The organism is Mycolicibacterium palauense, assembly GCF_002592005.1.
GTDB classification, from domain to species: domain Bacteria; phylum Actinomycetota; class Actinomycetes; order Mycobacteriales; family Mycobacteriaceae; genus Mycobacterium; species Mycobacterium palauense.
In genome coordinates this window covers 26,765-52,737 of record NZ_NVQF01000025.1, presented here as the reverse complement: position 1 = coordinate 52,737, position 25,973 = coordinate 26,765, and the positions used below count along the sequence as shown (strand labels likewise).

At 69.5% G+C, this 25,973-nt stretch carries 30 protein-coding genes; 11 read left to right on the top strand and 19 right to left on the bottom strand.

Annotation, left to right across the window (positions count from 1 at the left end; all coding sequences use genetic code 11):
* Positions 1 to 179 precede the first annotated feature (179 nt).
* From CSR00_RS12485 to CSR00_RS12470, 4 genes are all read left to right on the top strand, one after another.
* The gene (locus CSR00_RS12485; RefSeq protein ID WP_099022722.1) at positions 180 to 494 is read left to right on the top strand and encodes a putative quinol monooxygenase; all 315 of its coding nucleotides are present in this window, start codon (positions 180 to 182) and stop codon (positions 492 to 494) included.
* Positions 494 to 1,330 (top strand): mycofactocin-coupled SDR family oxidoreductase, encoded by an 837-nt coding sequence (locus CSR00_RS12480; RefSeq protein WP_099022721.1) that lies wholly within the window; start codon positions 494 to 496, stop codon positions 1,328 to 1,330. The genes CSR00_RS12485 and CSR00_RS12480 overlap by 1 nt, the downstream gene beginning before the upstream one ends.
* Positions 1,331 to 1,338: 8 nt before the next feature.
* A complete protein-coding gene (locus CSR00_RS12475; protein WP_099022720.1) occupies positions 1,339 to 2,208 on the top strand; it encodes an SAM-dependent methyltransferase in 870 nt (289 codons plus the stop codon).
* Between the two features lie 104 nt (positions 2,209 to 2,312).
* Positions 2,313 to 2,612: a thiamine-binding protein gene (locus CSR00_RS12470; RefSeq protein ID WP_099022719.1), complete on the top strand. Its 300-nt coding sequence runs from the start codon at positions 2,313 to 2,315 to the stop codon at positions 2,610 to 2,612.
* A gap of 8 nt (positions 2,613 to 2,620) precedes the next feature.
* On the opposite strand, the gene CSR00_RS12465 is transcribed toward CSR00_RS12470, so the two are convergent.
* The 3 genes from CSR00_RS12465 to thyX all read right to left on the bottom strand — a co-directional run bounded on the left by CSR00_RS12465 (position 2,621) and on the right by thyX (position 6,041).
* Positions 2,621 to 4,297: a ribonuclease J gene (locus CSR00_RS12465; RefSeq protein WP_099022718.1), complete on the bottom strand. Its 1,677-nt coding sequence runs from the start codon at positions 4,295 to 4,297 to the stop codon at positions 2,621 to 2,623.
* A 6-nt stretch (positions 4,298 to 4,303) separates the two neighbouring features.
* Complete coding sequence (dapA, locus tag CSR00_RS12460) at positions 4,304 to 5,206, bottom strand: 4-hydroxy-tetrahydrodipicolinate synthase (protein ID WP_099022717.1); 903 nt, start codon at positions 5,204 to 5,206, stop codon at positions 4,304 to 4,306.
* 82 nt (positions 5,207 to 5,288) lie between these two features.
* Positions 5,289 to 6,041, bottom strand: coding sequence for an FAD-dependent thymidylate synthase (thyX, locus tag CSR00_RS12455; protein ID WP_099022716.1), 753 nt, complete (start codon positions 6,039 to 6,041; stop codon positions 5,289 to 5,291).
* A 123-nt stretch (positions 6,042 to 6,164) separates the two neighbouring features.
* On the opposite strand from thyX, the gene CSR00_RS12450 reads away from it, so the two are divergent.
* Together CSR00_RS12450 and CSR00_RS12445 are read left to right on the top strand one after the other, a co-directional pair.
* Entirely contained in the window at positions 6,165 to 6,395 is a 231-nt protein-coding gene (locus CSR00_RS12450; RefSeq protein WP_099022715.1) for a hypothetical protein, read from the top strand.
* A 43-nt stretch (positions 6,396 to 6,438) separates the two neighbouring features.
* A complete protein-coding gene (locus CSR00_RS12445; RefSeq protein ID WP_099022714.1) occupies positions 6,439 to 7,023 on the top strand; it encodes a nucleoside deaminase in 585 nt (194 codons plus the stop codon).
* Here the strand turns inward: CSR00_RS12445 and CSR00_RS12440 are convergent, their stop codons facing one another.
* From CSR00_RS12440 to CSR00_RS12430, 3 genes are read right to left on the bottom strand one after another with little or no spacing between them, the layout of a single operon-like run.
* Positions 7,024 to 8,235 carry a winged helix-turn-helix domain-containing protein gene (locus CSR00_RS12440; protein WP_099022713.1) on the bottom strand — a complete coding sequence of 404 codons (1,212 nt, stop codon included), beginning with the start codon at positions 8,233 to 8,235 and terminating at the stop codon, positions 7,024 to 7,026.
* The gene (locus tag CSR00_RS12435) at positions 8,235 to 8,711 is read right to left on the bottom strand and encodes a dihydrofolate reductase (RefSeq protein ID WP_099022712.1); all 477 of its coding nucleotides are present in this window, start codon (positions 8,709 to 8,711) and stop codon (positions 8,235 to 8,237) included. The genes CSR00_RS12440 and CSR00_RS12435 overlap by 1 nt, the downstream gene beginning before the upstream one ends.
* Before the next feature lie 7 nt (positions 8,712 to 8,718).
* On the bottom strand, positions 8,719 to 9,519 hold the full coding sequence (locus CSR00_RS12430) for a thymidylate synthase (RefSeq protein WP_099022711.1): 801 nt from the start codon (positions 9,517 to 9,519) through the stop codon (positions 8,719 to 8,721).
* Between the two features lie 70 nt (positions 9,520 to 9,589).
* Between CSR00_RS12430 and CSR00_RS12425 the strand changes: the two genes are divergently transcribed.
* Both CSR00_RS12425 and CSR00_RS12420 read left to right on the top strand, forming a co-directional pair.
* The gene (locus CSR00_RS12425) at positions 9,590 to 10,327 is read left to right on the top strand and encodes a dienelactone hydrolase family protein (protein ID WP_099022710.1); all 738 of its coding nucleotides are present in this window, start codon (positions 9,590 to 9,592) and stop codon (positions 10,325 to 10,327) included.
* A gap of 198 nt (positions 10,328 to 10,525) precedes the next feature.
* Positions 10,526 to 11,452 (top strand): HpcH/HpaI aldolase/citrate lyase family protein, encoded by a 927-nt coding sequence (locus tag CSR00_RS12420; RefSeq protein ID WP_099022709.1) that lies wholly within the window; start codon positions 10,526 to 10,528, stop codon positions 11,450 to 11,452.
* A 69-nt stretch (positions 11,453 to 11,521) separates the two neighbouring features.
* On the opposite strand, the gene CSR00_RS12415 is transcribed toward CSR00_RS12420, so the two are convergent.
* From CSR00_RS12415 to CSR00_RS12395, 5 genes are read right to left on the bottom strand one after another with little or no spacing between them, the layout of a single operon-like run.
* Entirely contained in the window at positions 11,522 to 11,992 is a 471-nt protein-coding gene (locus CSR00_RS12415; protein ID WP_099022708.1) for a hypothetical protein, read from the bottom strand.
* A gap of 29 nt (positions 11,993 to 12,021) precedes the next feature.
* Positions 12,022 to 12,477 carry a flavodoxin family protein gene (locus tag CSR00_RS12410; RefSeq protein WP_099022707.1) on the bottom strand — a complete coding sequence of 152 codons (456 nt, stop codon included), beginning with the start codon at positions 12,475 to 12,477 and terminating at the stop codon, positions 12,022 to 12,024.
* 31 nt (positions 12,478 to 12,508) lie between these two features.
* A complete protein-coding gene (locus tag CSR00_RS12405; protein ID WP_099022706.1) occupies positions 12,509 to 12,961 on the bottom strand; it encodes a hypothetical protein in 453 nt (150 codons plus the stop codon).
* Positions 12,961 to 13,695: a 4-hydroxy-tetrahydrodipicolinate reductase gene (gene dapB / locus CSR00_RS12400; protein WP_099022705.1), complete on the bottom strand. Its 735-nt coding sequence runs from the start codon at positions 13,693 to 13,695 to the stop codon at positions 12,961 to 12,963. The genes CSR00_RS12405 and dapB overlap by 1 nt, the downstream gene beginning before the upstream one ends.
* Positions 13,696 to 13,744: 49 nt before the next feature.
* Positions 13,745 to 14,260, bottom strand: coding sequence for an HTH-type transcriptional regulator AldR (locus CSR00_RS12395; RefSeq protein ID WP_099022704.1), 516 nt, complete (start codon positions 14,258 to 14,260; stop codon positions 13,745 to 13,747).
* A 102-nt stretch (positions 14,261 to 14,362) separates the two neighbouring features.
* Between CSR00_RS12395 and ald the strand changes: the two genes are divergently transcribed.
* Entirely contained in the window at positions 14,363 to 15,478 is a 1,116-nt protein-coding gene (gene ald, locus CSR00_RS12390; protein ID WP_099022703.1) for an alanine dehydrogenase, read from the top strand.
* Between the two features lie 198 nt (positions 15,479 to 15,676).
* On the opposite strand, the gene CSR00_RS12385 is transcribed toward ald, so the two are convergent.
* Positions 15,677 to 16,531: a formate/nitrite transporter family protein gene (locus CSR00_RS12385; RefSeq protein ID WP_099022702.1), complete on the bottom strand. Its 855-nt coding sequence runs from the start codon at positions 16,529 to 16,531 to the stop codon at positions 15,677 to 15,679.
* 228 nt (positions 16,532 to 16,759) lie between these two features.
* On the opposite strand from CSR00_RS12385, the gene CSR00_RS12380 reads away from it, so the two are divergent.
* Positions 16,760 to 17,314 (top strand): DUF4334 domain-containing protein, encoded by a 555-nt coding sequence (locus CSR00_RS12380; RefSeq protein ID WP_099022701.1) that lies wholly within the window; start codon positions 16,760 to 16,762, stop codon positions 17,312 to 17,314.
* Between the two features lie 8 nt (positions 17,315 to 17,322).
* Here the strand turns inward: CSR00_RS12380 and bla are convergent, their stop codons facing one another.
* From bla to CSR00_RS12345, 7 genes are all read right to left on the bottom strand, one after another.
* On the bottom strand, positions 17,323 to 18,234 hold the full coding sequence (gene bla, locus CSR00_RS12375; protein ID WP_099022700.1) for a class A beta-lactamase: 912 nt from the start codon (positions 18,232 to 18,234) through the stop codon (positions 17,323 to 17,325).
* Positions 18,235 to 18,254: 20 nt separating this feature from the next.
* Positions 18,255 to 19,319 (bottom strand): nitronate monooxygenase, encoded by a 1,065-nt coding sequence (locus CSR00_RS12370; protein WP_218014477.1) that lies wholly within the window; start codon positions 19,317 to 19,319, stop codon positions 18,255 to 18,257.
* A 13-nt stretch (positions 19,320 to 19,332) separates the two neighbouring features.
* Complete coding sequence (locus tag CSR00_RS12365; protein ID WP_099022699.1) at positions 19,333 to 20,658, bottom strand: M16 family metallopeptidase; 1,326 nt, start codon at positions 20,656 to 20,658, stop codon at positions 19,333 to 19,335.
* Positions 20,636 to 22,891, bottom strand: a complete 2,256-nt coding sequence (locus tag CSR00_RS12360) for a polyribonucleotide nucleotidyltransferase (RefSeq protein WP_099022698.1) — start codon at positions 22,889 to 22,891, stop codon at positions 20,636 to 20,638. Before CSR00_RS12360 ends, CSR00_RS12365 begins: the two co-directional genes overlap by 23 nt.
* Positions 22,892 to 23,242: 351 nt before the next feature.
* Positions 23,243 to 23,776, bottom strand: a complete 534-nt coding sequence (gene lppU, locus CSR00_RS12355) for an LppU family putative lipoprotein (RefSeq protein ID WP_407662433.1) — start codon at positions 23,774 to 23,776, stop codon at positions 23,243 to 23,245.
* Position 23,777: 1 nt separating this feature from the next.
* Complete coding sequence (rpsO, locus tag CSR00_RS12350) at positions 23,778 to 24,047, bottom strand: 30S ribosomal protein S15 (protein ID WP_099022697.1); 270 nt, start codon at positions 24,045 to 24,047, stop codon at positions 23,778 to 23,780.
* Between the two features lie 127 nt (positions 24,048 to 24,174).
* Positions 24,175 to 25,149 (bottom strand): bifunctional riboflavin kinase/FAD synthetase, encoded by a 975-nt coding sequence (locus CSR00_RS12345; protein WP_099022696.1) that lies wholly within the window; start codon positions 25,147 to 25,149, stop codon positions 24,175 to 24,177.
* Positions 25,150 to 25,229: 80 nt separating this feature from the next.
* On the opposite strand from CSR00_RS12345, the gene mntR reads away from it, so the two are divergent.
* Entirely contained in the window at positions 25,230 to 25,949 is a 720-nt protein-coding gene (mntR, locus tag CSR00_RS12340; protein WP_099022695.1) for a manganese-binding transcriptional regulator MntR, read from the top strand.
* The last annotated feature ends 24 nt before the right edge of the window (positions 25,950 to 25,973 follow it).

The window sequence follows — 25,973 nt, the reverse complement described above, 5'->3', positions numbered from 1 at the left end:
CGCTCATGGCTGTGACCCTGCCACGTCTCCCCGCGAGCTGCTCCCCATCCGCCCCTGCCGACCCCACCACACCCCCACAGCACCCCGCTACACCGTCGGTGACCTGCCTCACCGTCCGTGCGCCCGGACCTCTACGGTGGGATGCGACCGCCCCACCGGCTCACCGAGGAGATCCGCGCATGCCCGTCGTCGTCGTCGCCACCCTGACCGCCAAACCCGAGTCCGTCGACACCGTGCGCGAGGCGTGCAAGCAGGCCATCAGCGAGGTGCACGAGGAGCCCGGCTGCCAGCTGTACTCCCTGCACGAGGCCGACCGCACGTTCGTGTTCGTCGAGCAGTGGGCCGACGAGGACGCACTGAAGACCCACAGCACCGCGCCTGCCATCGGCAAGCTGTTCGGCACGATCGGCGACCACCTCGACGGCGCACCCGACATCAAGGCGCTCGCGCCGGTGGTCGCCGGCGACCCCGCCAAGGGGCAGTTGCGCAGCTGATGAACGAGCAGATCGGCTCGCCCGGGAGCCTGGCGGGAAAGGTCGCCCTGATCACCGGCGCGGCCCGCGGGCAGGGCCGCGCCCACGCGCTCAAACTCGCCTCGGCGGGTGCCGACATCATCGCCATCGACCTCTGCGAGCAGATCGCCTCGGTCCCCTACCCGTTGGCCACACCCGATGACCTCGCCACCACGGTCAAACTGGTCGAGGAGACCGGCGCGCGCATCGTGGCGCGGCAGGCCGACGTCCGCGACCGTGCCGCGTTCAAGGCCGCGGTGATCGACGGTACGGGCGAGTTGGGCCGGCTTGACATCGTGATCGCCAACGCCGGCATCGCGCCGATGGCCGGCGAGAACGCCTGGCAGGACGTCATCGACGTCAACCTGACCGGCGTGTACCACACCGTCGACGTCACGATGAAGCCGATGATCAAGTACGGCAACGGCGGCGCCATCGTGCTCACGAGTTCGGTGATGGGCCTGGTGGGTGTGGCCTCGCCGATGGCCGGATCGATCGGCTACGCGGCCGCCAAGCACGGCATCGTCGGCCTGATGCGTGTGTACGCCAATCTGCTTGCGCAATACAACATCCGGGTCAATTCGGTGCATCCCGCCGGGGTGAACACCCCAATGATCGACAACGAGTTCACCCGGTCCTGGCTCGAGGGCATGGCCCAGGAGACCCAGCAGGGGCCGGACATGGGCAACGCGCTGCCGGTGCAGACGCTGGAACCCGACGACATCGCCAATGCGGTGCTCTACCTGGTCTCCGACACGGGGCGCTATGTCACGGGTGTGGCCCTGCCGGTCGACGCCGGCTACGTCAACAAGCGCTGAGTTCACCGATGGCCCGCAACGCCACCGCACAGACGGCCGTAGGGCCGCAGTTCCTCGCCGCCGTCGAACACAATGAGGAACCACAGCGCCGCCTCGTCGACGATGACCTGGCGGCGTCGTTTCTGCCCGCGCACCTGCGCGCCCTCGTCCGCGCGACCCGGTCGCGCCGGCTACGCGAGGCCCTCATCTCCTCGATGGACCGCCACGCTCCCGGCACCTGGGCCAGCATCGCCTGCCGCAAGCGCTACATCGATGAGCGGATCTCCGACCCGCTCAACGAATTCGACGCGGTGGTGGTGCTCGGCGCGGGCCTGGACACCCGCGCCTACCGCATAGCCCGGCACAGCAACCTGCCCGTGTTCGAGGTCGACCAGCAGGTCAACATAGACCGCAAGGCCGCGGCGGTGCGCCGCGCCCTCGGCGACCAGCCGCCCTCGGTGCGCCTGGTCGCCGCCGACTTCGAGCGCGACGACGTGATGACCGCGCTCACCGCCCACGGCTACCGCCCCGATGCCCGCACCTTCTTCGTCTGCGAGGGCGTCACCCAGTACCTGACCCCGCCGGCCGTGCCGGCGTTGTTCACCGCGCTGCACCGCGCCGCCCCGGGCAGCACCCTGATCTTCACGTTCGTCCGGCAGGACTTCATCGACGGGGTGAATCTCTACGGGGCGGAGTCGCTCTACCGGCGGTTCCGGCAGAAAAGCCAGCTCTGGCAGACCGGGTTCGAACCCGAACGGCTGGTCGACACCCTGGCCGAGTCGGGCTGGCGGCTGATCGAGACCGCCGGCCCCAGCTACTACCGCGACACCTACATCCGCGGCACTGGCCGCGAGGTCGCCGCCTCACCGATCGAATGGATCGCCGTCGCGCAGCGATGAATCAGACACCGTCGCGCAGCGATAAATGAGACACCGTCGCGCAGCGATAAATCAGACACCGTCGCGAGGCGATCGCCCCAGGCGGGCTGTGACAGGCTGAACCGATGATTGTGGCGTTCAGCGTGAGCCCGATGGGCGGCGACGAGACCGGCGGTGTCGGGGCAGCGGTCGCCGAGGCGATCCGGGTGGTGCGCGCCTCGGGCCTGCCCAACGAGACCAACGCGATGTTCACCAACATCGAGGGCGAATGGGACGAGGTGATGGCGGTGGTCAAGCGGGCCGTCGACGCCGTGGCCGCCGCGTCGCCCCGGGTCAGCCTGGTACTCAAGGCCGACATCCGGCCGGGGTTCACCGGCCAGCTGCAGGCCAAGGTCGAACGGATCGAACGGGAGCTGGAGGGCTAGCGAGCCGCTCAGATCTCCAGCACGGTCGGCACGATCATCGGCTGCCGCCGGTAGGTCTCACCCACCCACTTGCCGACGGTGCGCCGCACCCCCTGGGCGATGCGCACCGGATCGGTGACGTTCTGGGAGGCGAGGTTCTCCAACTCCCTCTCGACCTTGTGCGCCACGGGTTCGAGCGCCTTGGGGTCCTCGGAGAATCCCCGCGAGTGCAGGTGAGCCGGCGCGACGGGCTTGCCGGTCCCACGGCGCACCACGACCGTGACCGCGACGAAGCCCGCGGACAGGATGAGCCGTTCCCCCAGGGTGGCGTCGCCGACGTCGCCCGTGATCAACCCGTCGACGAACATCTTGCCCACCGGCACGGCCCCGGAGATCGACGCGACCCCACCGACCAGGTCGACGCTGACGCCGTTCTCGGCCAGCACGATGTTCTCCTCGGGCACCCCGGCGCGGGCGGCGAGCTTGGCGTTGGCGCGCAGGTGCCGCCAGGTGCCGTGCACCGGCATGACGTTGCGCGGACGCACCCCGTTGTAGAGGAACAACAGCTCCCCGGCGTAGGCGTGTCCGGAAACATGAACGCGCACTTGCTGATTGGTGACGACACGCGCGCCGATCTTGGACAGCGCGTCGATGACGCCGTAGACGGCCTCCTCGTTCCCGGGAATCAGCGAGCTGGACAGGACGATGAGGTCACCGTCGGTCAGCGTGATGCTGCGATGCTCCCCGCGGGACATCCGCGACAGTGCCGCCATCGGCTCACCCTGGGTGCCGGTGGTGATCAGCACCACCCGCTCCGGCGGCATCATCTCCGCGGCGCCGATCTCCAGGACGTCGTCGGGGTCGACGGTCAGGAAGCCGAGCTCGCGGGCGATGTTCATGTTGCGCACCATCGAGCGTCCGACGAAGGACACCTTGCGGCCCAGCGCCACCGCGGCATCGACGATCTGCTGCACCCGGTCCACGTTGGACGCGAAGCAGGCGACGATGACACGGCCGTCGGCGCCGCGCATCAACCGGTGCAGGTTCGGGCCGACCTCGCTCTCCGAGGGGCCCACCCCCGGCATCTCGGAGTTGGTCGAGTCGCACAGCAGCAGATCGACCCCGGCATCTCCCAGCCGCGACAACCCGGGCAGGTCGGTGGGCCGGCCGTCCAGGGGCAGCTGGTCGAGCTTGATGTCGCCGGTGACCAGCGCCGTGCCCGCCCCGGTGTGCACGGCGATGGCCAACGCGTCGGGAATGGAATGGTTCACCGCGAAGAACTGGCACTCGAACACGCCGTGCGTGCTCCGCTGGCCCTCGGCGACCTCCCTCAGCACCGGTTTGATGCGGTGCTCGCGACACTTCGCGGACACCAGCGCCAGGGTGAACTTCGAGCCCACGATCGGGATGTCCGAACGCAGCTTCAGCAGGAACGGGATCGCACCGATGTGGTCCTCGTGCGCGTGGGTGATGACCACGGCCTCGATATCATCGAGGCGGTCCTCGATGTGTCGCAGATCGGGCAGGATCAGATCGACGCCGGGCTCGTCGTGGTTGGGGAACAGCACCCCGCAGTCGATGATCAGCAGCCGGCCGAGATGCTCGAAAACCGTCATGTTGCGGCCGATTTCGTTGATACCGCCCAGGGCGGTGACACGCAGCCCGTTCGGCGGCAGGGGGCCCGGCGGTTTCAGATCAGCATCCATCACGTGTTACCGGAGCGCGCCCGCCGCCTGCATGTCGGCCGCGAGTATCTGGATCTGTTCGGGGCTGGCGGGCACCTGCGGGAGCCGGGGCTCCCCGGCGTCGAAGCCCAGCAGGCGCAGGCCGGCCTTGGACATCGTCACACCGCCGAGCTGGCACTGCGCCCGGACCAGCGGGCCCAGCGTGACGTTGATCTTGCGTGCGGTGGCCATGTCGCCGGAATTGAATGCGGTCAGCAGGTCGCGCAGCTGACCGGCGACCAGGTGTCCCCACACGCTGACGAAGCCGACCGCGCCCATCGCCAGCCACGGCAGATTGAGCGCATCGTCGCCGGAGTAGTACACCAGGCCGGTCTCGGCCATGATCTGCCCGCCGCCGTGCAGGTCGCCCTTGGCGTCCTTGACCCCGACGATGTTGGGGTGGAACGCCAGCTGGCGCAGGGTGTCGAACTCGATGGCCACCGCCGAGCGCACCGGGATGTCGTAGAGGATGTTGGGCAGCCCGGTGGCGTCGGCCACCGCGGTGAAGTGTGCCAGCAGACCGGCTTGCGGGGGCCGGGAGTAGTACGGCGTCACGACCAGCAGCCCGTGCGCACCCTCGGCGGCGCACGCCTGGGCCAGATGCACGCTGTGGGCGGTGTCATAGGTGCCCGCCCCGGCGATGATCCTGGCCCGGTCGCCGACCTCCTCCAGCACCGCACGCAGCAGCAGCAGCTTCTCGTTGTCGGTGGTGGTGGGCGATTCGCCGGTGGTCCCCGACAGGACCAGACCGTCGCAGCCGGCGTCGACCAAGTGGGCCGCGAGCTTCTTGGCGGTGGCCAGATCGAGCGAGCCGTCCGGGCGAAACGGCGTCACCATGGCGGTCAGAACGGTGCCCAAACCGCTGCTGACATCGAATCCGCTGGTGCTCACGGCGTAAAGGTTACCGTGCGGGTACAAACCGAAATCGCGGTCGCGACGCGACCCGCCGATCGGAGCCGAAAAAGGGCCGCGATCACACCTCGGTGGCCAGCGGGCTGGTGGCCACCTCAGTGCCGTCGGCCAGCATCGTGATGTCGAAGTCGGCGAACACCGCGGGGGCCGCCGCGACCAGTTCCCGCAGGCAGGTGATGGCCAGCCGGCGGATCTCGACATCGGCGTGTTCGCTGGCCCGCATGGCGATGAAGTGCCGCCAGGCGCGGTAGTTGCCGGTGACCACGATGCGGGTCTCGGTGGCGTTGGGCAGCACCGCACGCGCGGCCTGGCGGGCCTGTTTGCGCCGCAGCGTGGCGTTGGGTTCCCCGGCCAGCTTGGCCTCCAGCCCGGCCAGCAGCGCCGTGTAGGCGGCGCGGCTGGAGTCGGCGGCGGCCAGGAACAGCTCGGTCAGCTCGGGGTCGTCCTCGATGCCCGGCGGCAACACCACCTGGGCGTCGTGTTCGGGGACGTAACGCTGCGACAGCTGCGAGTAGGAGAAGTGCCGGTGCCGGATCAGTTCGTGGGTGCAGGACCGGGAGATCCCGGTGATGTAGAAGGTGACGCTGGCGTGTTCGAGCACCGAGAAGTGCCCGACGTCGATGATGTGCTGCAGGTAGCCGGCGTTGGTGGCGGTCCGCGGATTCGGCTTCGACCAGCTCTGATAGCAGGCCCGGCCGGCGAACTCGACCAGTGCCTCGCCGCCGTCGGCATCGGTGCTCCACGGCACGTCGGCGGGGGCGGCGAACTCGGTCCTGGCGATCAGCTGCACGCGCAGTGGGGCGGTCTCGGCCACGCGGTGAGCCTAACGCGGGGCGCCGGCGCGTCGCCGTACCCGCCGCCAGGACCCGGCTGGCGTACCGACGGCCAACTGGCCGGCGAACTGACACGGCCACCGCGCACTTCTAGAATCCCCTACATGGCCACGCTGGAGGATCTGGAGGCCCGGGTCGCCGCCCTGGAGGCCTCGCAGGCCGACTACCGCGCGGTGCTCGCCGCGGTCAACGCGCTGGGCGCCAACCAGCGCGAACACGCGCTGGCGATCGCCGATCTCAAGGCCGACGTGGCCGACACCAACGCCCGGGTCCGCTCGTTGGAGGACACCACCGGCGAGATCAAGGAGCTGCTCGTCAGGGCGCTGAAGCGCTGACCGCACGCCCAGCGGACTCACCGCCGCGCCGTTAGGGTCGGTCATGGCCACCACCCTCGCCCCGCGGCTGCTCGACGTCATCGAGGCCGACATACTGCCGCTCACCGAGCGCGGCGTCGCGGGCGGCAACAAGGTGTTCGGGGCGGCGATCCTGCGCAAGTCCGACCTGTCGCTGGTGCTCGCGGGCACCAACGCCGAGACCGTCAACCCGCTGTGGCACGGCGAGGTGCACACCCTGGCCCAGTTCTACGCGCTGCCCGACCCGCCGGCCACCGGGGACCTGGTGTTCGTGTCCACCCACGAGCCGTGCACCATGTGCATGTCGGCGATCACCTGGGCCGGGTTCGACAACTACTACTACTTCTTCAGCCACGAGGACTCCCGCGACAGCTTCGCGATCCCGCACGATCTGAAGATCCTCAAGGAGCTCTACGGCCTCGAACCCGGCGGCTACCGGCGCAAAAACGCGTTCTGGACGGCGTACTCGATTCCCGAGCTGGCCGAGACCGAGGCCGAGCCGCTGCGCTCGCAGCTGCGCGACCAGCAGCAGCGCATCCGCGACCGCTATGCCGCGCTCTCGGCGCAGTATCAGGACTCCAAGAGCGACAACGCGATTCCGCTGAGCTAGCTAGCCGACCGCCCGGCGCAGCGGCGCGGCGAGGTCGCCGCGCTCGGCGACGCCGACCGCGGTCAGGCCCAGCCACCCGGCCATCGTCGCCAACTCGGCGGCCAGCGCCGTCGCGACCCGGCCCCGGTCCTGCCCGTCCTCGGCGTAGGCGCCCAGGACCTGCAAGGTCCCGGCGGGCCGGTCGGCCTTGAGGTCCACGCGGCCCACCAACTGCCCGTCGAGCAGAAACGGCCACACGTAGTAGCCGTAACGCCGTTGCGGGGCGGGCGTGTAGATCTCGATGCGGTAGTGGAAATCGAACAGCCGCTCCACCCGCGGGCGAAAGAAGATCAGCGGATCGAACGGGCACAGCAGCGCGGTGCCGCGATCCGAGCGGGGAATCCTCTGCCCGGCCCGCAGATAGGACACGCCGGGGCGGCCGTCGACCTCGACCGTCTCCAACTCACCGGCGGCCACCAGCCCGGCCAGCGCCGGCTTGACCTGGGCGGCGGCCAGCCGGAAATAGTCGCGGATGTCGGCCTCGGTGCCGACGCCCAGCGCGGTGGCCGCCCGCAGCGTCAGTTCGGCCACCGCCGCATCGTCGTCGACCTCGCGGGCCAGCACCTCGGCGGGCAGGACCCGCTCGGCCAGGTCGTAGTGGCGGGCGAAGCCCACCCGGGTGGCGGTGGTCAGCACCCCGGAGGCGAACAGCGCCTCGGCGACCCATTTGGTGTCGCTGCGGTCCCACCAGACGCCTTTGCTGCCGCGGGGTTCGGCCGCCAGGTGCGCCTCGATCTGCCCGGCGGTGGACGGCCCGAGCTCGGTGACCGCCGCGACGACCTCCTCGGCCAGGCGCCGGTTGTCGCGCACGATCGCCCTGCCCCACCGACCGTCGACGTATTCACGCATCCGCCACCGCAGCAGCGGCCAGTCCTGCACGGACATCAGCGCGGCCTCGTGCGCCCAGTACTCGACCAGCAGCCGCGGGGAGCGGGCGCTGTGGCTCCAGGCGGCGCGGTCCACCAGGTCCCGGTCGTAGGGCCCGAGCCTGCTGAACACCGGCGCATAGTGTGCCCGCACCGCCACCGACACCGAGTCCATCTGCAGCACCTGGATGCGGCCGATGAGACGCCGCAGGTGTGCGCGGTTCACCGGGCCCGTGGGTTTGGTTTCGTGGAAACCCTGGGCGGACACCGCGATCCGGCGGGCCTGCGAGATGCTGAGCCGGGCCATCAACGGCGGTAGTGCAGGAAGCGGTACCGCAGACCCGAGGTGCTGGTCAGCCACTCCCCCGCCGTGCCGTGCCAGGACTCGTCGAGCACCGGCGCCATCGCGTCCTCGTCGTCGCGGTCCAGATCGACGGCGATCTCGGTGACCTCACAGCGCGATGCCAGGGGCAGCGCCTCTCCGTAGATCTGCGCACCGCCGATCACCCAGGTGTCCTCCAGCGGGACCTCGTCGAGCGACCCCACCACCGTCGCTCCCTCCGCCGTGTAGTCGGCATTCCTGGTGACGACGACATTGCGGCGCCCCGGCAGCGGACGCACCTTGGGCGGCAGCGACTCCCAGGTTTTCCGGCCCATCACCACGGTGTGGCCCATGGTCAGCTGTTTGAACCGGGCCTGGTCCTCGGGAAGCCGCCAGGGAATGCCGTTGGCGCGGCCGATCACCCCGGATTCGGACTGCGCCCAGATCAGGCTCAGTGACATGGGGCCATCACACTGCCACCGGCGCCTTGATCGCCGGGTGCGGATCGTAGTTGTTCACCACGACGTCGTCGTAGACGTAGTCGAAGATCGAATCCCGCGGGGCCAGCGATAGTTCGGGGTAGGGCCGGGGATCGCGGGTGAGCTGCTCGGTGACCTGTTCGACATGATTGTCGTAGATGTGGCAGTCACCGCCGGTCCAGATGAACTCCCCCACCCCCAGGCCGGCCTGCGCGGCCATCATGTGGGTGAGCAGCGCGTAGCTGGCGATGTTGAACGGCACACCCAGGAACAGGTCGGCGCTGCGCTGATACAGCTGGCACGACAGCCGACCCTCGGCGACGTAGAACTGGAAGAACGCGTGGCACGGCGGCAGCGCCATCTGCGGGATCTCGCCGACGTTCCAGGCCGAGACGATGTTGCGTCGCGAATCCGGGTCGTGCTTGAGCATCTCCAGGGCGGCGCTGATCTGATCGACATGCTCACCCGAGGGGGTCGGCCACGAGCGCCACTGCACGCCGTAGACCGGGCCCAGGTCGCCGTTCTCGGCCGCCCACTCGTCCCAGATGGTCACGCCGTGGTCCTGCAGCCAGCGCACGTTGGAGTCGCCGCGCAGGAACCACAGCAGCTCGTAGACCACCGACTTCAGGTGCACCTTCTTCGTCGTGATCAGCGGAAACCCGGCCGTGAGGTCGAAGCGCATCTGGTGACCGAACAGGCTGCGGGTGCCCGTGCCGGTCCGGTCGGCCTTGGGTGTCCCACTGCGCAGGACCAGACGCAGCAGGTCCTCGTAGGGCGTGGCGATCGGCACACGCTCAGCTTACGAGAGTCACGGTGCGGGCAGCCGTGCCGGCGCGCGGGAGCCGGAGTAGAACGGAGAAATGCCGACACTGTCCGACACCGTGACCACACCCGACGGAACCTGCCCGATCACCTTCCACACCCCGGATGGTCCCGGCCCGTGGCCCGGGGTGGTGATGTACTGCGACGCCGCGGGTGCGCGCGACACCGCCCGGGAGATGGCCACCCACCTCGCCGGCTACGGGTACGCCGTGCTCACCCCGGACGTGTACTACCGCACCCCGGGCTGGGCGCCCTTCGACATGGCCACCGTGTTCGGCGACCAGGCCGAACGGGCCCGCCTGTTCGGCATGATCAAGGAGATCACCCCGGCCAGGATGGCGATGGACGCGGCGGCGTTCTTCGACTACCTGCAGGCGCGTCCGGAGGTCACCGGCACCGCGTTCGGCACCACCGGCTACTGCATGGGCGGGCGGACCTCGCTGACCGTCGCCGGGATGCTGCCGGACCGCGTGGCCGCGGCGATGTCCTTCCACGGCGGTGGGCTGGCGTCCGACGATCCCGACAGTCCGCACCGCCTCGCCGACCGGATCCGTGCGGCGGTCTATGTGGGCGGCGCCGAGAACGACGCGTCGTTCACCCCCGAGCAGGCGGAAACCCTCGACAAGGCGCTGACCGGGGCCGGGGTCGAGCACACCATCGAGTTCTACCCGGCGGGCCACGGCTTCGCCGTGCCCGACAACGCGCCCTACGACGAGGCGGCGGCGGCCCGCCACTGGGCGGTCACCCGGGAGTTCTTCGGGGCCACGCTGCGCTGAGCACCCCGGACCCGCATCGGCCGTGATTCGGCCCGCCCGGGCACAGGCCACGATTTGGCCCTCCCGGGCACAGGCCACGATTTGGCCCTCCCGGGCACAGGCCACGATTTGGCCCTCCCGGGCACAGGCCACGATTTGGCCCTCCCGGGCACAGGCCACGATTTGGCCCTCCCGGGCACGGTGGGCCACCATGAACGCGTGTACGACCAGGTCACCACCACCGACGACCACGACCCCGCCGATGTCGGCTTCCGCATCGACCCCGTGCTGGCCCGCAGCTGGCTGCTGGTCAACGGCGCCCATTTCGAGCGCTTCGCACCGGCAGTACGGTCGCGGGCCGACATCGTCGTCCTGGACATCGAGGACGCGGTGGCCCCCAAGGACAAGGTCGCCGCCCGCGACAACGTCGTGCGCTGGCTCGGTCAGGGCAACAGCGACTGGGTGCGGGTCAACGGCTTCGGCACGCCCTGGTGGGCCGATGACCTGGACAGCCTGGCGGGCACCTCGATCGGCGGGGTGATGCTGGCGATGGTCGAATCCGTCGACCACATCACCGAGACCGCGCGGCGCCTGCCCGATGTTCCCGTGGTCGCGCTGGTGGAGACCGCACGCGGGCTGGAACGCATCACCGAGATCGCCTCGGCGAAGGGAACCTTCCGGCTGGCGTTCGGCATCGGCGACTTCCGCCGCGACACCGGCTTCGGCGACAATCCGGCGACCCTGGCCTACGCCCGCTCCCGGTTCACCATCGCCGCCAAGGCCGCTCACCTCTCCGGCGCCATCGACGGGCCGACCGTGGGTTCCAGCGCACTCAAGCTCAGCGAGGCCACCGCCGTGTCCGCGGAGTTCGGGATGACCGGCAAGATCTGCCTGACCCCCGAGCAGTGCCCGACCGTCAACGAGGGCCTGTCGCCCTCACCCGAGGAAATCGCCTGGGCCAAGGAGTTCTTCGTCGAATTCGACCGCGACGGCGGTGAGATCCGCAACGGCTCGGACCTGCCGCGGATCGCCCGGGCCAACAAGATCCTCGATCTGGCCCGCGCCTACGGGATCGAGGTATCCGAGTTCGACGACGTGGAAGACCCCACCCACATTCCGGCCCCCTCGGACACCTACCACTACTGAACACCACTGAGACGCGGTTTCGGTGCGCGCGGTCCCGCTGGACGGGACTGCGCGCACCGAAACCGCGCCTCAGCCCGCCTTACCCGAAGTGCCCCGCCCCCTGAGCATCGACTCGAAGGCGTCGGCGCCACCGCGAACGGCGTTGACGAGGGTGATCAGCGACAACGCGAGCAGCACCACGAACATCACCTCCCAGTTCGACTTACTGTGATCGACCTGCCACCACACGATGGTGAACAGCACCGACCCGATGAACAGCACGATGTCGCGCCAGTTCCCGCGGTAGTTCGACGCGGCTTCGCGCAGCGCGAAGTTGCGGTCGACGCCCGCGACGAGGGCATCGACACGACGGCCGATAACGCGCTCCAGGTCCGCGCGGCGTTGGGTCTGCTGCTCGGGCAGGCGATCCAACAGGTCCATGTCGGCCTTGATGGTGGCGCGGATGTCCGGGCCCCCACGCAGATTGCCTGCGGCGATCCCCAGCAGCGCGCCACCGGCGATCGGGGCGGCCCCCAGGGCGATGTCGGCAATTCCGGGCATGGCACTCCTTCGGTGAACTGCGGGGTCGGTCAATCCATGAGGGTGGCTGCCAGCGTGCCACCGAGTTCGTAGGCCCGCTCCCGGACCCCGGCGTCGACGGTGCCGGTGAGCTCCAGAATCTCGGCGACCCGTTCCAGCGCCAATCCGGCGACGATCCGTTCGACCGCGGCGGACGCGCCGACGGTGTCGTTGTTGCCGTGCACCCACAGCCCGTAGGGACGGCCCGCGACGTGGTCGAGGCTCGGGTAGTAGACGGTGTCGAAGAAGTGCTTGAGCGCCCCGGACATGTAGCCGAAGTTCGCGGTGGTGCCGAACAGGTAGCCGTCGGCGTCGAGCATGTCGGGCAGGGTGGCCGCCAGCGCCGGACGCACCACGACGTCGACCCCGGTGATCTCGGGATCCCGCGCCCCCTCCAGCACCGCCTCCAGCACTTCCCGCGTGGCCGGCGAGGGCGTGTGGTGGACCACCAGCAGCGTCTTGGTCATCGTTTCCCCTGCGGCGCCGCCACCGCGGCGATCACGCCTGCTCCTGCAGCCGCACCGCGGTCCGCATGGCGTCGCGGGCGCGACTGCGGTCGCCGGCGTAGTCGTAGGCACGCGCCACCCGGTACCAGCGCACCCAGTTGTCGGGATCGGCGTCGAGTTCGGCACGCACGGTGTCGAACAGCGCATCGGCGGCATCGCGCTGGATGCGGCCGCTGGCCCGCCGCGGCAGCTCCGAGACATCGAGCTCCATGCCCTGCTGGGCCGCCAGCCCGGCCAGCCGCTGGTGGGCGAAACCGGCGCGCAGGGTGGCGATCATGGCCCATATTCCGACGACGGGCAGTATCAGAAGCGCCACGCCCAGCCCGATCGACGCCAGGCGGCCGTCGGCGATGAGCGCGACCGCGATCCGCCCGAGCAGCACGAAGTACACGACCAGGGCCACACACATGAACCCGATCAGCACCTGCGTGCGCACCGAGCGCATCAGAGGCCCAGCAGCGACTCGATGCCGACGGTCAGGCCCGGGTTCTCCGTGATCCTGCGGACGGCCAGCAGCACGCCGGGAACGAAGGAGCTCCGGTCCAGGCTGTCGTGGCGGATGGTCAGCGTCTCCCCCTCGGTGCCGAACAGCACCTCCTGGTGCGCGATCAAACCGGTCAACCGCACCGAATGCACGGGAACACCGTCGACGTCGGCCCCGCGGGCACCCTCGAGTCCGGTGCTGGTCGCATCGGGGTTGGGCGGCAGGTCTTTTCGGGCCTCGGCGATCACCTTGGCGGTCCGCGCGGCGGTACCCGAAGGCGCGTCGACCTTGTGGGGGTGGTGCAGCTCGATGATCTCGACCGATTCGAAATACGGCGCGGCCAGCCGGGCGAAGTGCATGGTCAGCACCGCCCCGATGGCGAAGTTCGGGGCGATCAGCACCGATACGCCCGGGTTCTCGGCCAGCCAGGCCCTGACCTGGTCGAGCCGTTCCAGGGTGAATCCGGTGGTGCCGACGACGGCGTTGATGCCGTGGGTGATCAGGAAGTGCAGGTTGTCCATCACGACGTCGGGGTGGGTGAAGTCGATGACGACCTCGGTCCCGCTTTCGGTCAACCGATCCAGCGGGTCACCCGCATCCACCTGCGCCGACAATGTCAGATCCTCGGCGGCCTCGACCGCCGCACACATCGTCGACCCCACCTTGCCCTTGGCCCCCAACACCGCCACTCGCATGGCAAGCAGCCTAACGCGGCGACCGTCGGTGCCGGGCGGGCGCCGGCGGCTACAGCGGCGACGCCCCCCGCAGGTGCTCGAAGATCAGCGAGGTCTGCGTGCCGGCCACATCCGCGTCGGCGTTGAGGTTCTCCACCACGAAGGCGCGCAGATCGTCGGTGTCCCGCGCGGCGACATGCAGCAGGAAGTCGTCGGCCCCGGCCAGGAAGTAGACGCCCATCACCTGCGGGCGGTGGCGGATGTGCTCGATGAACGAGCGGATCTTGCCGCGCGCGTTGGCCTGCAGGCTCACCGAGATCATCGCCTGCAGCGGCAGCCCGATCGCCGCCGGGTCGATATCGGTGTAGAAGCCCTGGATCACCCCCAGCTCCTGCAGGCGACGCACCCGCCCGTGACAGGTGGACGGTGCGATTCCGACGGCCTCGGCGAGGGCGCTGTTGGAGATGCGTGCGTCCCCGTGCAGCGTGGTCAGAATCCGGCGGTCGATGTCATCGAGGTCGGCGGCCTGAACATCCTTCGACGGAGGGGGTGGACGTACCGCCGAGTTCGTTGAATGTTCCGCCATACGATCAGCGTACCGAATCATCATCGACGCTATTGCGCCTGGTCCGAACCTTCTTCACAATTTATATCAACCCACGAGCCCCATTCGACCCGAGGAGAGGTCATGCGAGTCGGTGTCCCGACCGAGATCAAGAACAACGAGTTCCGGGTGGCCATCACCCCCGGCGGCGTCGCCGAGCTGACCCGCCGCGGCCACGACGTGATGATTCAGGCCGGCGCCGGCGAGGGATCAGCCATCTCCGACACCGACTTCAAGGCCGCCGGAGCCGAAATTGTCAACTCGGCCGACCAGATCTGGGCCGACGCCGAGCTGCTGCTCAAGGTCAAGGAACCGATCGAGCCCGAGTACGCCCGCATGCGCAGGGACCAGACGCTGTTCACCTACCTGCACCTGGCGGCGTCGCGGCCGTGCACCGACGCGCTGCTGGCCTCGGGAACCACCTCGATCGCCTACGAGACGGTGCAGACCGCCACCGGCGCCCTGCCGCTGCTGGCCCCGATGAGCGAGGTGGCCGGCCGGCTGTCGGCTCAGGTCGGCTCCTACCACCTGATGCGGACCCAGGGCGGGCGCGGGGTGCTGATGGGCGGCGTCCCCGGCGTCAGCCCGGCCGACGTGGTGGTCGTCGGCGGCGGGACCGCCGGCTACAACGCCGCCCGGATCGCCAGCGGGATGGGCGCCCACGTCACCATCTTCGACATCAACCTGAACAAGTTGCGGGAACTCGACGCGGAGTTCGGCGGCCGGATCCACACCCGCTACTCCTCGGCCTACGACCTGGAGGCCGCCGTCAAGGAGGCCGACCTGGTGATCGGCGCAGTTCTGGTCCCGGGCGCCAAGGCGCCCACGCTGGTCTCGAATTCCCTTGTCGCCGAGATGAAGTCCGGTGCCGTGCTGGTCGACATCGCGATCGACCAGGGGGGCTGCTTCGAGGACTCGCGGCCCACGACGCATGACGACCCGACCTTCGCGGTGCACGACACCGTGTTCTACTGCGTGGCCAACATGCCCGGAGCCGTGCCCAGGACCTCCACCTTCGCGCTGACCCATTCGACGATGCCCTACGTGCTGCGGTTGGCCGACCAGGGTTGGCGCGCCGCATGCCAGTCCGACCCGGCGCTGGCCAAGGGCCTGTCGACCCACGAGGGCGCGCTGCTGTCGCAGCAGGTGGCCACCGATCTGGATCTGCCGTTCACCGAACCGGCCTCCGTGCTGGCCTGACTCCCCGGGCCGCTCCCGGCCCGCCAACGACGTCACGACCCGACAGGCGGCGGGGTGGACGATTCCACCCCGCCGTCGGTCATCTCCGGGACCGGCCGGGCCGCCGACCGGGTCGACGTCGCCGGCCGGCCGGCGCCATTGACGTCGACCGGCGACGCCGCCCGGCCGGCGACACCCCCCACTGACGGGGAGTTCCCGTCAGCCGCCGACGGCGGCCGGAACCTTGAAGTCCTCCGGGTCCTGCGGCCGCGAACGGGTGGGCCCGGTGCGGGCGTGCGTCGCGTAGAGGGTGAGCCCGACGAAGGCCAGGCCACCGACCAGGTTGCCCAGCACGGTCGGGATCTCGTTCCACAGGAAGTAGTCGCCGATCGAGAAGTCGCCACCGAGCATCAGCCCCGAGGGGAACAGGAACATGTTGACCACGGAGTGCTCGAACCCCATGTAGAAGAACAGCATGATCGGCATCCACATCGTGACGACCTTGCCGGTCACCGAGGTCGACATCATGGCCGCGACCACACCGGTGGAGACCATCCAGTTGCACAGCATGCCGCGGATGAACAGGGTGAGCATGCCCCCGGCGCCGTGGTCGGCATAGCCGACGGTGCGCGCGGCGCCGATCTCACCGATCCGCTGACCGACCTCGTTGGGGTCCACGGTGAACCCGTAGGTGAAGATGATGGCCATCATCACCGCGACGGTCAGTGCGCCGGCGAAGTTGCCGAGGAACACCAGGCCCCAGTTGCGCAGCACCGAGCGCAGGTTGACGCCGCGGCGCTTGTCGATCAGCGCCAACGGAACCAGGGTGAACACCCCGGTCAGCAGGTCGAAGCCCATCAGGTACAGCAGGCAGAAACCCACCGGGAACAGCACCGCGCCGACGAGCGCGTTCCCGGTCTGCACGGTGATCGTGACCGCGAAGGCCGCCGCCAGCGCCAGGATGGCGCCGGCCATGTAGGCGCGGATCACGGTGTCACGGGTGGACATGAAGACTTTCGATTCGCCGGCGTCGATCATCTTGGAGACGAACTCCGGCGGATTCACATAGGACAAAGCGGGTTTTCCTTCCGTGGGCTGCCCCCGGACAGGTGGCCGGCGCTGGCGATCCGGGGGTCCGGACACTGGGGACAGCGTGGCCGGTGGATATGTCGCGACTGTGAAACGGCTGAGAGCATCAGGTCACGTCCATCTCACCGCCGTGCCGCCACCCCTGTGAGATCGCCGGAACCGACACGGCGCCCACAGCCCGGGAATTGACACCTGTCAACTAGGCTGGTGGTCATGTCGCTCGACCAGTTGCTGCCCGGCATCCCGACCTCGTGCGCCGAGGCCCTGGCCCTCTTCGATGCCGCACCGCCGGTGGAGCCGGAATTCATGATCGGTACGTGGCGCGGCGCCGAGCTGCCGACCGGGCACCCGCTCGACGGCATGCTCACGGCCAGCGGATGGTGGGGTAAGCGTTTCGAGGACGCCGAGACCGTGCACCCATTGCTGTTCCCCACCCGCGACGTCGGCGCACTGTGGGCGATGAACCCCCTGCCGGCGTTTCTGGGCCTCGGGCTGGTCACCCGGCTGCCGGCGCTGAAGCACCGCTCGTTCGCCGGCACCCTCGCGACGCTGCGGCCCCTGCTGCGGGTGCGTTCACCCAAGGCCAGGCTGCGGACCACCCGCTACCGCGGCACCGACACCGCCACGATGATCTACGACCAGCTGCCGGTCAACGACGTCTTCCGCAGGCTCTCCGGGGACGCCGTGATCGGCGCGATGGATCTGCGCGGCGTCCGTGCCCCGTACTTCTTCGTGCTCCAGCGCGACGAGTCACTGCCGCTGCGCTGACGGCCCGGTCAGGTCCCGCTGCTGTACCACGGCAGCATAGCGGCGGTGACCTGGGCGATCATCCGCTGCGACGACTCCGCGGCCGGGTCGTCGGTGCGCGACCGGCACATCACCGACAGCAGCAGGCGGCCCCCGCCCGGCCGGAACACCACCCCCACGTCATTGGTGCTGCCGTATCCGCCGGCGCCGGTCTTGTCCGCGGTGGTCCAGTCCGCCGGCAGGCCGGCACGCATGCTGTGCACCGAGGTCACGTTGCCGCGCATCCAGGTGACCAGCGTGCCGCGGGACGCTTCGTCGAGCGCGTCTCCGACCAGCAACGCGCGGTAGCCCTCCCCGAGGGCCCGTGGGGTGCTGGTGTCACGCGGATCGCCGGGCGCGGCGGTGTTGAGGTCGGTCTCCCACCGATCCAGCCGCGTCTGCTGATCGCCGATGGAGCGGGCGAAGGCGGTGACCGCCGGCGGGCCCCCGATCCTGGCCAGCAGCAGGTTGCCGGCGGTGTTGTCACTGTGCTGCAGCGCCGCCCGGCACGCGGTCTCGAGGGTGATCTGAACGCCGGCCAGCGGCGCCGTCACCGGCGAGTAGTCGACCACGGCGGTCGGATCGACGAAAACCTCGTCCTGCAGGTGCAATTCGCCTCCGGCCGCCATCTGCAGGACACGCGCCGCGGCGTAGGTCTTGAACGTCGAGCACAGGGCGAAGCGCTCGTCGGCCAGCGACGCGTAGTTGCGCCCGGAGTCCAGATCGACGGCGTACACCCCGATCGACGCGTTGTGCAGACGCTCCACGGTGCGCAGCCGTTCATCGACCGGGGGCAGTGGCTCGGCGGGATCGGTGAGCACCGGGGGGCGCCGTGAACAGCCCGCCGCGGCCGACATCAGCAGGGCGGCTGCAAGCACGCGCCGTCGCGGCAGCATCATCATCGGTGGCGTCACGGGTGGCGTCACCGGTTCACCCCGGCCAGGTCGGCGACGATCGCCGCCGCGGACGACGCGCGCGTCCGCCTGAATCCCGTTCCCGCCCACAGGTTGGTACCGTGCGGATCGCCGGCCGCCACGGCGGCCTTCCGGATCGGCGAGGTCACGTAGTGCACCTCGGGGTAACCCGGCGGCGCCAGGGCGTCGAAGGCGTCGGTGAACTCGTTGCGCAGGCCGCGGGCATAGCGTCCGGAGAATGCGCGGGTGACCACAGTTTCGGGCCTGGTTCCGGGCCCGGCTTCGGCCCCGCTGCCGGCGAAGACTCCGGACTGCAACGCCCTGCGGTGCACCGGGTTGGTTCCGGCCTCCTCGGCCAGCAGCAACGCGGTGCCGACCTGGACCGCCACGGCCCCCAGGGACAGCAGCCGCGCGACGTCGGCCCCCCCGGCCACGCCGCCGGCGGCAATCACCGGCACCGGGCACACCTCGAGCGCCTTGAGCACCTCGCCAAGCAGCGACTCCAGCGAACCGGTGGGCGGACGCCGGCCCGGATCGAAGGTGCCGCGGTGGCCGCCGGCCCCGGGCCCCTGCACGATGAGCGCGTCCACACCCGCCGCCAGGGCCGTTTGCGCCTCCTCCACCGAGGTGACGGTGGCCACCGTCGCCACGCCGAGCCCGCGCAGCGAGGCCACCGTCGCGGGCTCGGCGCAACCGAACGTGAACGAAACCACCTCGGGCCGCATGTCGGCCACCACCTGAAGTTTCTCGGCCCAGGCGTCGTCGTCGAAACGGGGTGCCCCCACCTCGGCCCCCCACCGGGCCGCCACCGGCCGCAGCCGCTCACGATAGGCCTCGATCCGCTGCGGATCGGCCAGGCTCGGTTGCGGGACAAACAGATTCACGCCCAGCGGTCCGGATCCCAGGGCCCTGGCCGCGGCGATGTCCTCGGCGAGTCGCTGCGCGCTCAGATAGCCCGCTGCCACGAACCCCAGGCCCCCGGCCGCCGAGACCGCCGCGGCCAACGCCGGGGTTCCGGGACCGCCCGCCATCGGTGCGCCCACGATGGGCACCCGTAGGTCAACCGGCCACAGTCGGGACACGCAGTTAACCCGTGACCGCCCGGAGCGCACGCGGCAGACCGCGCCTGCCCGAGACCGGGCCCAGCACGGCCGCGCCGTAATGGCGTGTCAGCAGGGAACGGGCCACCGCGTTGACCTCCTCCGGCGTGACATCGTCGATCTGGGCCAGCGTCTGCGACAGGTCGCGGTGCTCGCCGTAGTTCAGCTCGCTGCGCCCGATCCGGTGCATCCGCGAGGCCGAATCCTCCAACCCCAACACCAGCCCACCGCGCAGGGAGCCCTTCGCGATGCGGCACTCCTCCTCGGTGATGCCGTCGCGGGCCACCGCGTCGAGCACCTCGGCGGTCACCGACGCCACCTCGTCGAAGCGCTCCGGCAGGCACGCCGCGTACACCGACAGCGCACCACTGTCGGCGAACATGTCCACCGTGGAATACACCGAGTAGGCCAGCCCGCGGGTCTCGCGAATCTCTTGGAACAGACGGGAACTCAGCCCCCCGCCGAGGGCGGTGTTCAGCACCGACATTGCCCACCGGTGCGACCAGTGCCGCCCGGGGGTGCGCACGCCCAGCAGCATGTGAGTCTGCTCGGAGTCGCGGTTGACCAGCTGCAGTGCCGGCCGGCCCGGGATGCGCCCGGTGCCCCGCCGGGGACGCTGCGGCGACTTGCCGGCAACGAGGTGCCGTCCGAAGTGGTCGCGCACCAGCGCGACCACCTCGTCGTGGTCGACGTTGCCGGCCACGGCGACCACCATGCGTTCGGGTGTGTAACGGCGCACGTGGAAGGAATGCAGCTGGGTGCGCGTCATCGCCTCGATCGAGTCCATGCTGCCGATCACCGGCCGGCCCACGGGGTGCGTACCGAACATCGCCGAGAGGAACATGTCGCCCAGCGCGTCCTCGGGATCGTCGTCGTGCATGGCGATCTCCTCGAGCACGACGTCGCGCTCCACCTCCACATCCTCGACGGCGCACCGGCCGTTGAGCACCACGTCGGCGACCATGTCCACGGCCAGCGCGAGGTCGGTGTCCAGGACGTGCGCGTAGTAGCAGGTGTGCTCCTTGGCGGTGAACGCGTTCAGTTCACCACCGACGGCGTCCATCGCCTGTGCGATCTGCACCGCCGACCGCGTCGGGGTGGATTTGAACAGCAGATGCTCCAGGAAGTGTGCCGCGCCGGCGACGCTGGCCCCTTCGTCGCGGGACCCGACCCCGACCCAGACACCGACCGACGCCGACCGCACCGACGGGACGAACTCGGTCACCACCCGCAGACCGCCCGGCAGCGTGGTGCGCCGGACGGTCTGTTCGGGTGCCGAAACCTCGCCTCTAGGCGTTGGAGGTCGCAACATCGGCGGGCGCCGACTCGGGTGCGCCAGAACCGTTCTCCTCCTCGGCGACCAGGATCAGCGAGATCTTGCCGCGGTTGTCGATGTCGGCGATCTCCACGCGCAGCTTGTCGCCGACCTTGACCACGTCCTCGACCTTGGCGACCCGCTTGCCCCTGCCGAGCTTGCTGATGTGCACCAGGCCGTCGCGGCCCGGCAGCAGGGAGACGAAGGCGCCGAAGTCGGTGGTCTTGACGACCGTGCCCAGGAAGCGCTCGCCGACCTTGGGCAGCTGCGGGTTGGCGATGGCGTTGATCTTGTCGATCGCGGCCTGCGCCGACGGGCCGTCGGCGGCGCCGACGAACACCGTGCCGTCGTCCTCGATCGAGATCTGGGCGCCGGTCTCCTCGGTGATCGAGTTGATCATCTTGCCCTTGGGGCCGATGACCTCGCCGATCTTGTCCACGGGCACCTTGATGGTGGTGATTCGCGGCGCGTACGGGCTCATCTCGTCGGGTGCGTCGATGGCCTCGGCCATGACCTCCAGGATCGTCAGGCGGGCGTCCTTGGCCTGTGACAGCGCACCGGCCAGCACCTTCGACGGGATGCCGTCGAGCTTGGTGTCGAGCTGCAGCGCGGTGACGAAGTCCTTGGTGCCGGCGACCTTGAAGTCCATGTCGCCGAACGCGTCCTCGGCACCCAGGATGTCGGTCAGCGCCACGAAGCGGCGCTCGCTCTTGCCGTCCACCTCGACGTCGTCGGAGACCAGGCCCATCGCGATGCCGGCGACCGGGGCCTTCAGCGGCACACCGGCGTTCAGCAGCGACAGCGTCGACGCGCACACCGAACCCATCGAGGTCGAGCCGTTGGATCCCAGCGCCTCGGACACCTGACGGATCGAATACGGGAACTCCTCGACGCTCGGCAGCACCGGCATCAACGCCCGCTCCGCCAGCGCGCCGTGGCCGATCTCGCGCCGCTTGGGCGAACCGACCCGGCCGGTCTCCCCCGTCGAATACGGCGGGAAGTTGTAGTGGTGCATGTAGCGCTTGGAGGTTTCCGGTCCCAGCGAGTCGATCTGCTGGGCCATCTTCATCATGTCCAGCGTGGTCACGCCCAGGATCTGGGTCTCGCCACGCTCGAACAGGGCGCTGCCGTGCGCCCGCGGGACCACCGCGACCTCCGCCGAGAGCGCGCGGATGTCGGTGATGCCGCGGCCGTCGATGCGGAAGTGGTCGGTCAGAATGCGCTGCCGCACCAGCTTCTTGGTCAGCGAGCGGTAGGCCGCACCGATCTCCTTCTCGCGGCCGGCGTAGGTCTCGGCCAGCCGCTCCAGCACCTCGGCCTTGATCTCGTCGGTGCGCTCGTTGCGCTCGTTCTTGCCGGGGATCGTCAGCGCCTGGGCCAGCGAATCGGTGGCCACCGAGGCCACCGAGTAGTAGACGTCGTCGCCGTATTCGGGGAACAGCGGGTACTCGGCGGTCTCCTTGCCGGCGGCGCCGGCCAGTTCGGCCTGCGCCCGGCACAGCTCGGCGATGAACGGCTTGGCGGCCTCCAGCCCCTCGGCCACGACGGCCTCGGTCGGCGCGCCCGCGCCACCGGCGACCAGGTCGATGACGTTGTCGGTGGCCTCGGCCTCGACCATCATGATCGCGACGTCACCGTCCTCGAGCGCCCGGCCGGCGACCACCATGTCGAAGACGGCGCCCTCGAGCTGCTCGACGGTCGGGAAGGCGACCCACTGGCCGTCAATCAGCGCGACGCGCACCCCGCCGACCGGGCCGGAGAACGGCAGGCCGGAGATCTGAGTGGACGCCGAGGCGGCGTTGATGGCCAGCACGTCGTAGAGATCCTTGGGATCCAGGCTGAGCACGGTGACCACGACCTGGATCTCGTTGCGCAGCCCGCTGACGAAGGTCGGGCGCAGCGGCCGGTCGATGAGCCGGCAGGTCAGGATGGCGTCGGTGGAGGGACGCCCCTCCCGGCGGAAGAAGGACCCGGGGATGCGGCCGGCGGCATACATCCGCTCTTCGACGTCGATCGTCAGCGGGAAGAAGTCGAAGTGGTCCTTGGGGGTCTTGCTGGCGGTGGTGGCGCTCAGCAACATGGTCTCGTCGTCGAGGTAGGCGACGACGGCACCGGCGGCCTGCTGGGCAAGCCGGCCGGTCTCGAAACGGATGGTGCGGGAACCGTAGCTCCCGTTGTCGATCACGGCGGTCGACTCGAACACGCCTTCGTCGATTTCAGCTACAGACATGGACGTCCGTGGGCCTCTCTGGTTGTTCAGCTGTTTCGCGCCGTCACGCTCGGGCGAGGCACCAGATGCGGCTACGGCCGTCGATCGAAGCTGCCGGGGATACAGACCCGGCAGCCACTACCGAAGACCGCCCACAAATGAGTGCTCCGTCCTCCTCCTGCGAGGTGGTGACGCGCCGGAACGGTCACGCGGAAATGCGCACCGCACCGAAGACGTTTAGTGTTTTGGACACTGGCACGGCGTTCGGGCCCGTGATCGGGCCAGAACAGCCTTACTCTACACCGCCGCAAACACGTTCCCGGCAGGGCCGAGCGGGGCCTGCCCCGGCCGCTGCCCCGCAGCCCCGCGCAGCTAGGACATGTCCTCGACGCACACGGTGAACTGGCGCTGCTCATAGGGGTAACCCAGTCCGCTGGCGCACTGATCCACCCCGGCCACACCGCTGAGAATCTGGGTGGCGCGCTGGCGGTGCGGGGCCGAGCCGTCGCTGCAGGACACCCGGAAGGGGTCGGCCTGACCGCCCGGATCGACGTTCATGCAGCCGCCGACCACCCAGTCGATATCCATGCACACCGTCTTCGAGGAATCCGAGAACGCGCTGTGCTGCGAATACGAGGAGTCCACGTCACTGGGACATTGATCGCTGTCGCCGACGGTGGCGACGACCTTGAAGTTGGACTCCGGGCTTCCACACGCCACCTTGGTGGCTTCGGGCATGTCCGCGGTGCCACCCACCTTGAGGCATTCGCCCACCTGCACGTCGACGGCATTGGCGCCGACGCCCTGCAGGCCCCGCACGAACGAGCATCCCGGCAAGCCCAACACCGTGCCCAACGCCGCGGCCGCCGCGAGGGCGGCCGCGGTCAGCGCCCGGGTACCGCCGATATCAGCGACGCAGACCCAGTCGGTCGATCAGCGAGCGGTACCGCTCGACGTCGACCTGTGCGACGTACTTCAGCAGCCGGCGACGGCGGCCGACCAGCAACAGCAGACCACGACGCGAGTGGTGGTCGTGCTTGTGCACCTTCAGGTGCTCGGTGAGATCGGTGATGCGCTTGGTCAGCAGCGCGACCTGAGCCTCCGGTGAGCCGGTGTCGGTCTCGTGCAGACCGTAGTCACCCAGGATCTCTTTTTTCTGTTCGGCGGTAAGCGCCACGAATTCACTCCATCAATCGGTCCGCGACTATTGGCCCGTGCACCGGCCGAGCGGCCTCACACAGAAAAAGGACGTGCCCGCCGCGGACTGCAGTGCACGCCATCGTCGGCGCAGAGTCTAGCAGTCGTCACTGCGCGGACAGAATCGCGCGGGCCTTGACGGTATCGCGCTCCATCGCGGTGACCAGGTCCTCCACCTTCGCGAAGCGTTCCTGGCCGCGGATGCGGGCCACGAAGTCCACCGCGACATGCTGTCCGTAGAGGTCGGCGGCGGTGTCGAGGACGAAGGCCTCCACGGTGCGGGTCCGCCCCGAGAAGGTCGGGTTGGTACCCACCGAGACCGCGGCCTGATAGCGCTCCCCCGGTACCACGGTCCCCACGACCGGCCCGTGGCCCAGCACGGTGAACCACGCCGCGTACACCCCGTCGGCCGGAATCGCCGAATACATCGGGGGCGCGACGTTGGCGGTGGGGAACCCCAGCACCCGGCCGCGACCGTCCCCGCGCACGACCACACCCTCGACACGGTGCGGGCGGCCCAGCCCCTCGGCGGCGGCCACCACGTCCCCGGCGTCCACGCAGGACCGGATGTAGGTGGAGGAGAAGGTCACCGTTTCCCGGCTGTGCTGCTCGACGACCAGCGACATCGCCTGCACGGCGAAGCCGAACCGCTCGCCGGCCTTGCGCAGCAACTCGACGTTGCCGGCCGCCTTCTTGCCGAAGGTGAAGTTCTCCCCCACCACCACCTCGACCACGTGCAGCCGCTCCACCAGCAGCTCATGGATGTAGCGGTCCGGGGTCAGCTTCATGAAGTCGGTGGTGAACGGCATCACCAGGAACACGTCGATGCCCAGCTCCTCGGCCAGTTCGGCCCGCCTGGTCAACGTGGTCAGCTGGGCGGGATGGCTGCCCGGGAACACCACCTCCATGGGGTGCGGATCGAAGGTCATCAGCACCGTCGGTACCCCACGGGAGCGCCCGGCCTTCACCGCGTGCGCGATCAACTCGGCATGTCCCCGGTGAACACCGTCGAACACCCCGATGGTGATGACGCACCTGCCCCAGTCCGTGGGGATCTCGTCTTGTCCCCGCCACCGCTGCACGGGCCCCAGCCTACGGCGCCCCGCAACGCCCGTCGCCGCTAGATCCCCCGATGAGGTGACGATTGCCTAAACTTTTGCATGTGAGCCCTGATCGCGACGTCCACGAACTGACGACGGTTGCGCAGGACTACCTCAAGACCATCTGGACCGCGCAGGAATGGTCCCACGAGAAGGTCAGCACCAAGATGCTCGCCGAACGCATCGGCGTCTCGGCGAGCACCGCCTCGGAGTCCATCCGCAAACTGGCCGACCAGGGGCTGGTCGACCACGAGAAATACGGTGCGGTGACCCTCACCGATGAGGGCCGCCGCGCGGCCATCTCGGTCGTTCGCCGGCACCGGCTGCTGGAGACCTTCCTGGTCAACGAGCTCGGGTACCGCTGGGACGAGGTCCACGACGAGGCCGAGGTCCTCGAGCACGCCGTCAGCGACCTGTTGATGGAACGCATCGACGCCAAGCTGGGCCGCCCCCAGCGCGACCCCCACGGCGACCCGATCCCCGACCTCGACGGGCAGGTGCCCACCCCGCCCGCGCGCCAGCTGGCGATCTGCACCAACGGTGACCACGGCCGGGTGGCCCGCATCAGCGACGCCGACCCGGAGATGCTGCGCTACTTCGACGCGGTCGGCATCGCCCTGGACTCCCATGTCACGGTGCTGGCCCGGCGCGACTTCGCCGGCACCGTAGCCGTCGGGCTCAGCGAGGGCCACGATCGCGACGGCGAGAAGACGGGCCAGAAGACCACGGTGGAACTCGGCAACCCGGCCGTGCAGGCCATCTGGATCGTGCCCTGCGCCTGAGCGGCGCACCGGACCTCACGGCGG

Bases quoted from the DNA above. Each gene is read 5' to 3' on its own strand.
- CSR00_RS12380 (WP_099022701.1), top strand. From the start codon at position 16,760: ATGTCGCTCGACCAGTTGCTGCCCGGCATCCCGACCTCGTGCGCCGAG.
- CSR00_RS12435 (WP_099022712.1), bottom strand. From the start codon at position 8,711: ATGTCACTGAGCCTGATCTGGGCGCAGTCCGAATCCGGGGTGATCGGC.
- CSR00_RS12425 (WP_099022710.1), top strand. From the start codon at position 9,590: ATGCCGACACTGTCCGACACCGTGACCACACCCGACGGAACCTGCCCG.
- dapB (WP_099022705.1), bottom strand. From the start codon at position 13,695: ATGCGAGTGGCGGTGTTGGGGGCCAAGGGCAAGGTGGGGTCGACGATG.
- ald (WP_099022703.1), top strand. From the start codon at position 14,363: ATGCGAGTCGGTGTCCCGACCGAGATCAAGAACAACGAGTTCCGGGTG.
- CSR00_RS12360 (WP_099022698.1), bottom strand. From the start codon at position 22,891: ATGTCTGTAGCTGAAATCGACGAAGGCGTGTTCGAGTCGACCGCCGTG.
- CSR00_RS12415 (WP_099022708.1), bottom strand. From the start codon at position 11,992: ATGCCCGGAATTGCCGACATCGCCCTGGGGGCCGCCCCGATCGCCGGT.
- CSR00_RS12365 (WP_099022699.1), bottom strand. From the start codon at position 20,658: ATGTTGCGACCTCCAACGCCTAGAGGCGAGGTTTCGGCACCCGAACAG.
- CSR00_RS12395 (WP_099022704.1), bottom strand. From the start codon at position 14,260: ATGGCGGAACATTCAACGAACTCGGCGGTACGTCCACCCCCTCCGTCG.
- CSR00_RS12470 (WP_099022719.1), top strand. From the start codon at position 2,313: ATGATTGTGGCGTTCAGCGTGAGCCCGATGGGCGGCGACGAGACCGGC.
- CSR00_RS12440 (WP_099022713.1), bottom strand. From the start codon at position 8,235: ATGGCCCGGCTCAGCATCTCGCAGGCCCGCCGGATCGCGGTGTCCGCC.
- CSR00_RS12450 (WP_099022715.1), top strand. From the start codon at position 6,165: ATGGCCACGCTGGAGGATCTGGAGGCCCGGGTCGCCGCCCTGGAGGCC.
- CSR00_RS12465 (WP_099022718.1), bottom strand. From the start codon at position 4,297: ATGGATGCTGATCTGAAACCGCCGGGCCCCCTGCCGCCGAACGGGCTG.
- CSR00_RS12410 (WP_099022707.1), bottom strand. From the start codon at position 12,477: ATGACCAAGACGCTGCTGGTGGTCCACCACACGCCCTCGCCGGCCACG.
- bla (WP_099022700.1), bottom strand. From the start codon at position 18,234: ATGATGATGCTGCCGCGACGGCGCGTGCTTGCAGCCGCCCTGCTGATG.
- CSR00_RS12480 (WP_099022721.1), top strand. From the start codon at position 494: ATGAACGAGCAGATCGGCTCGCCCGGGAGCCTGGCGGGAAAGGTCGCC.
- CSR00_RS12475 (WP_099022720.1), top strand. From the start codon at position 1,339: ATGGCCCGCAACGCCACCGCACAGACGGCCGTAGGGCCGCAGTTCCTC.
- CSR00_RS12405 (WP_099022706.1), bottom strand. From the start codon at position 12,961: ATGCGCTCGGTGCGCACGCAGGTGCTGATCGGGTTCATGTGTGTGGCC.
- CSR00_RS12445 (WP_099022714.1), top strand. From the start codon at position 6,439: ATGGCCACCACCCTCGCCCCGCGGCTGCTCGACGTCATCGAGGCCGAC.
- CSR00_RS12485 (WP_099022722.1), top strand. From the start codon at position 180: ATGCCCGTCGTCGTCGTCGCCACCCTGACCGCCAAACCCGAGTCCGTC.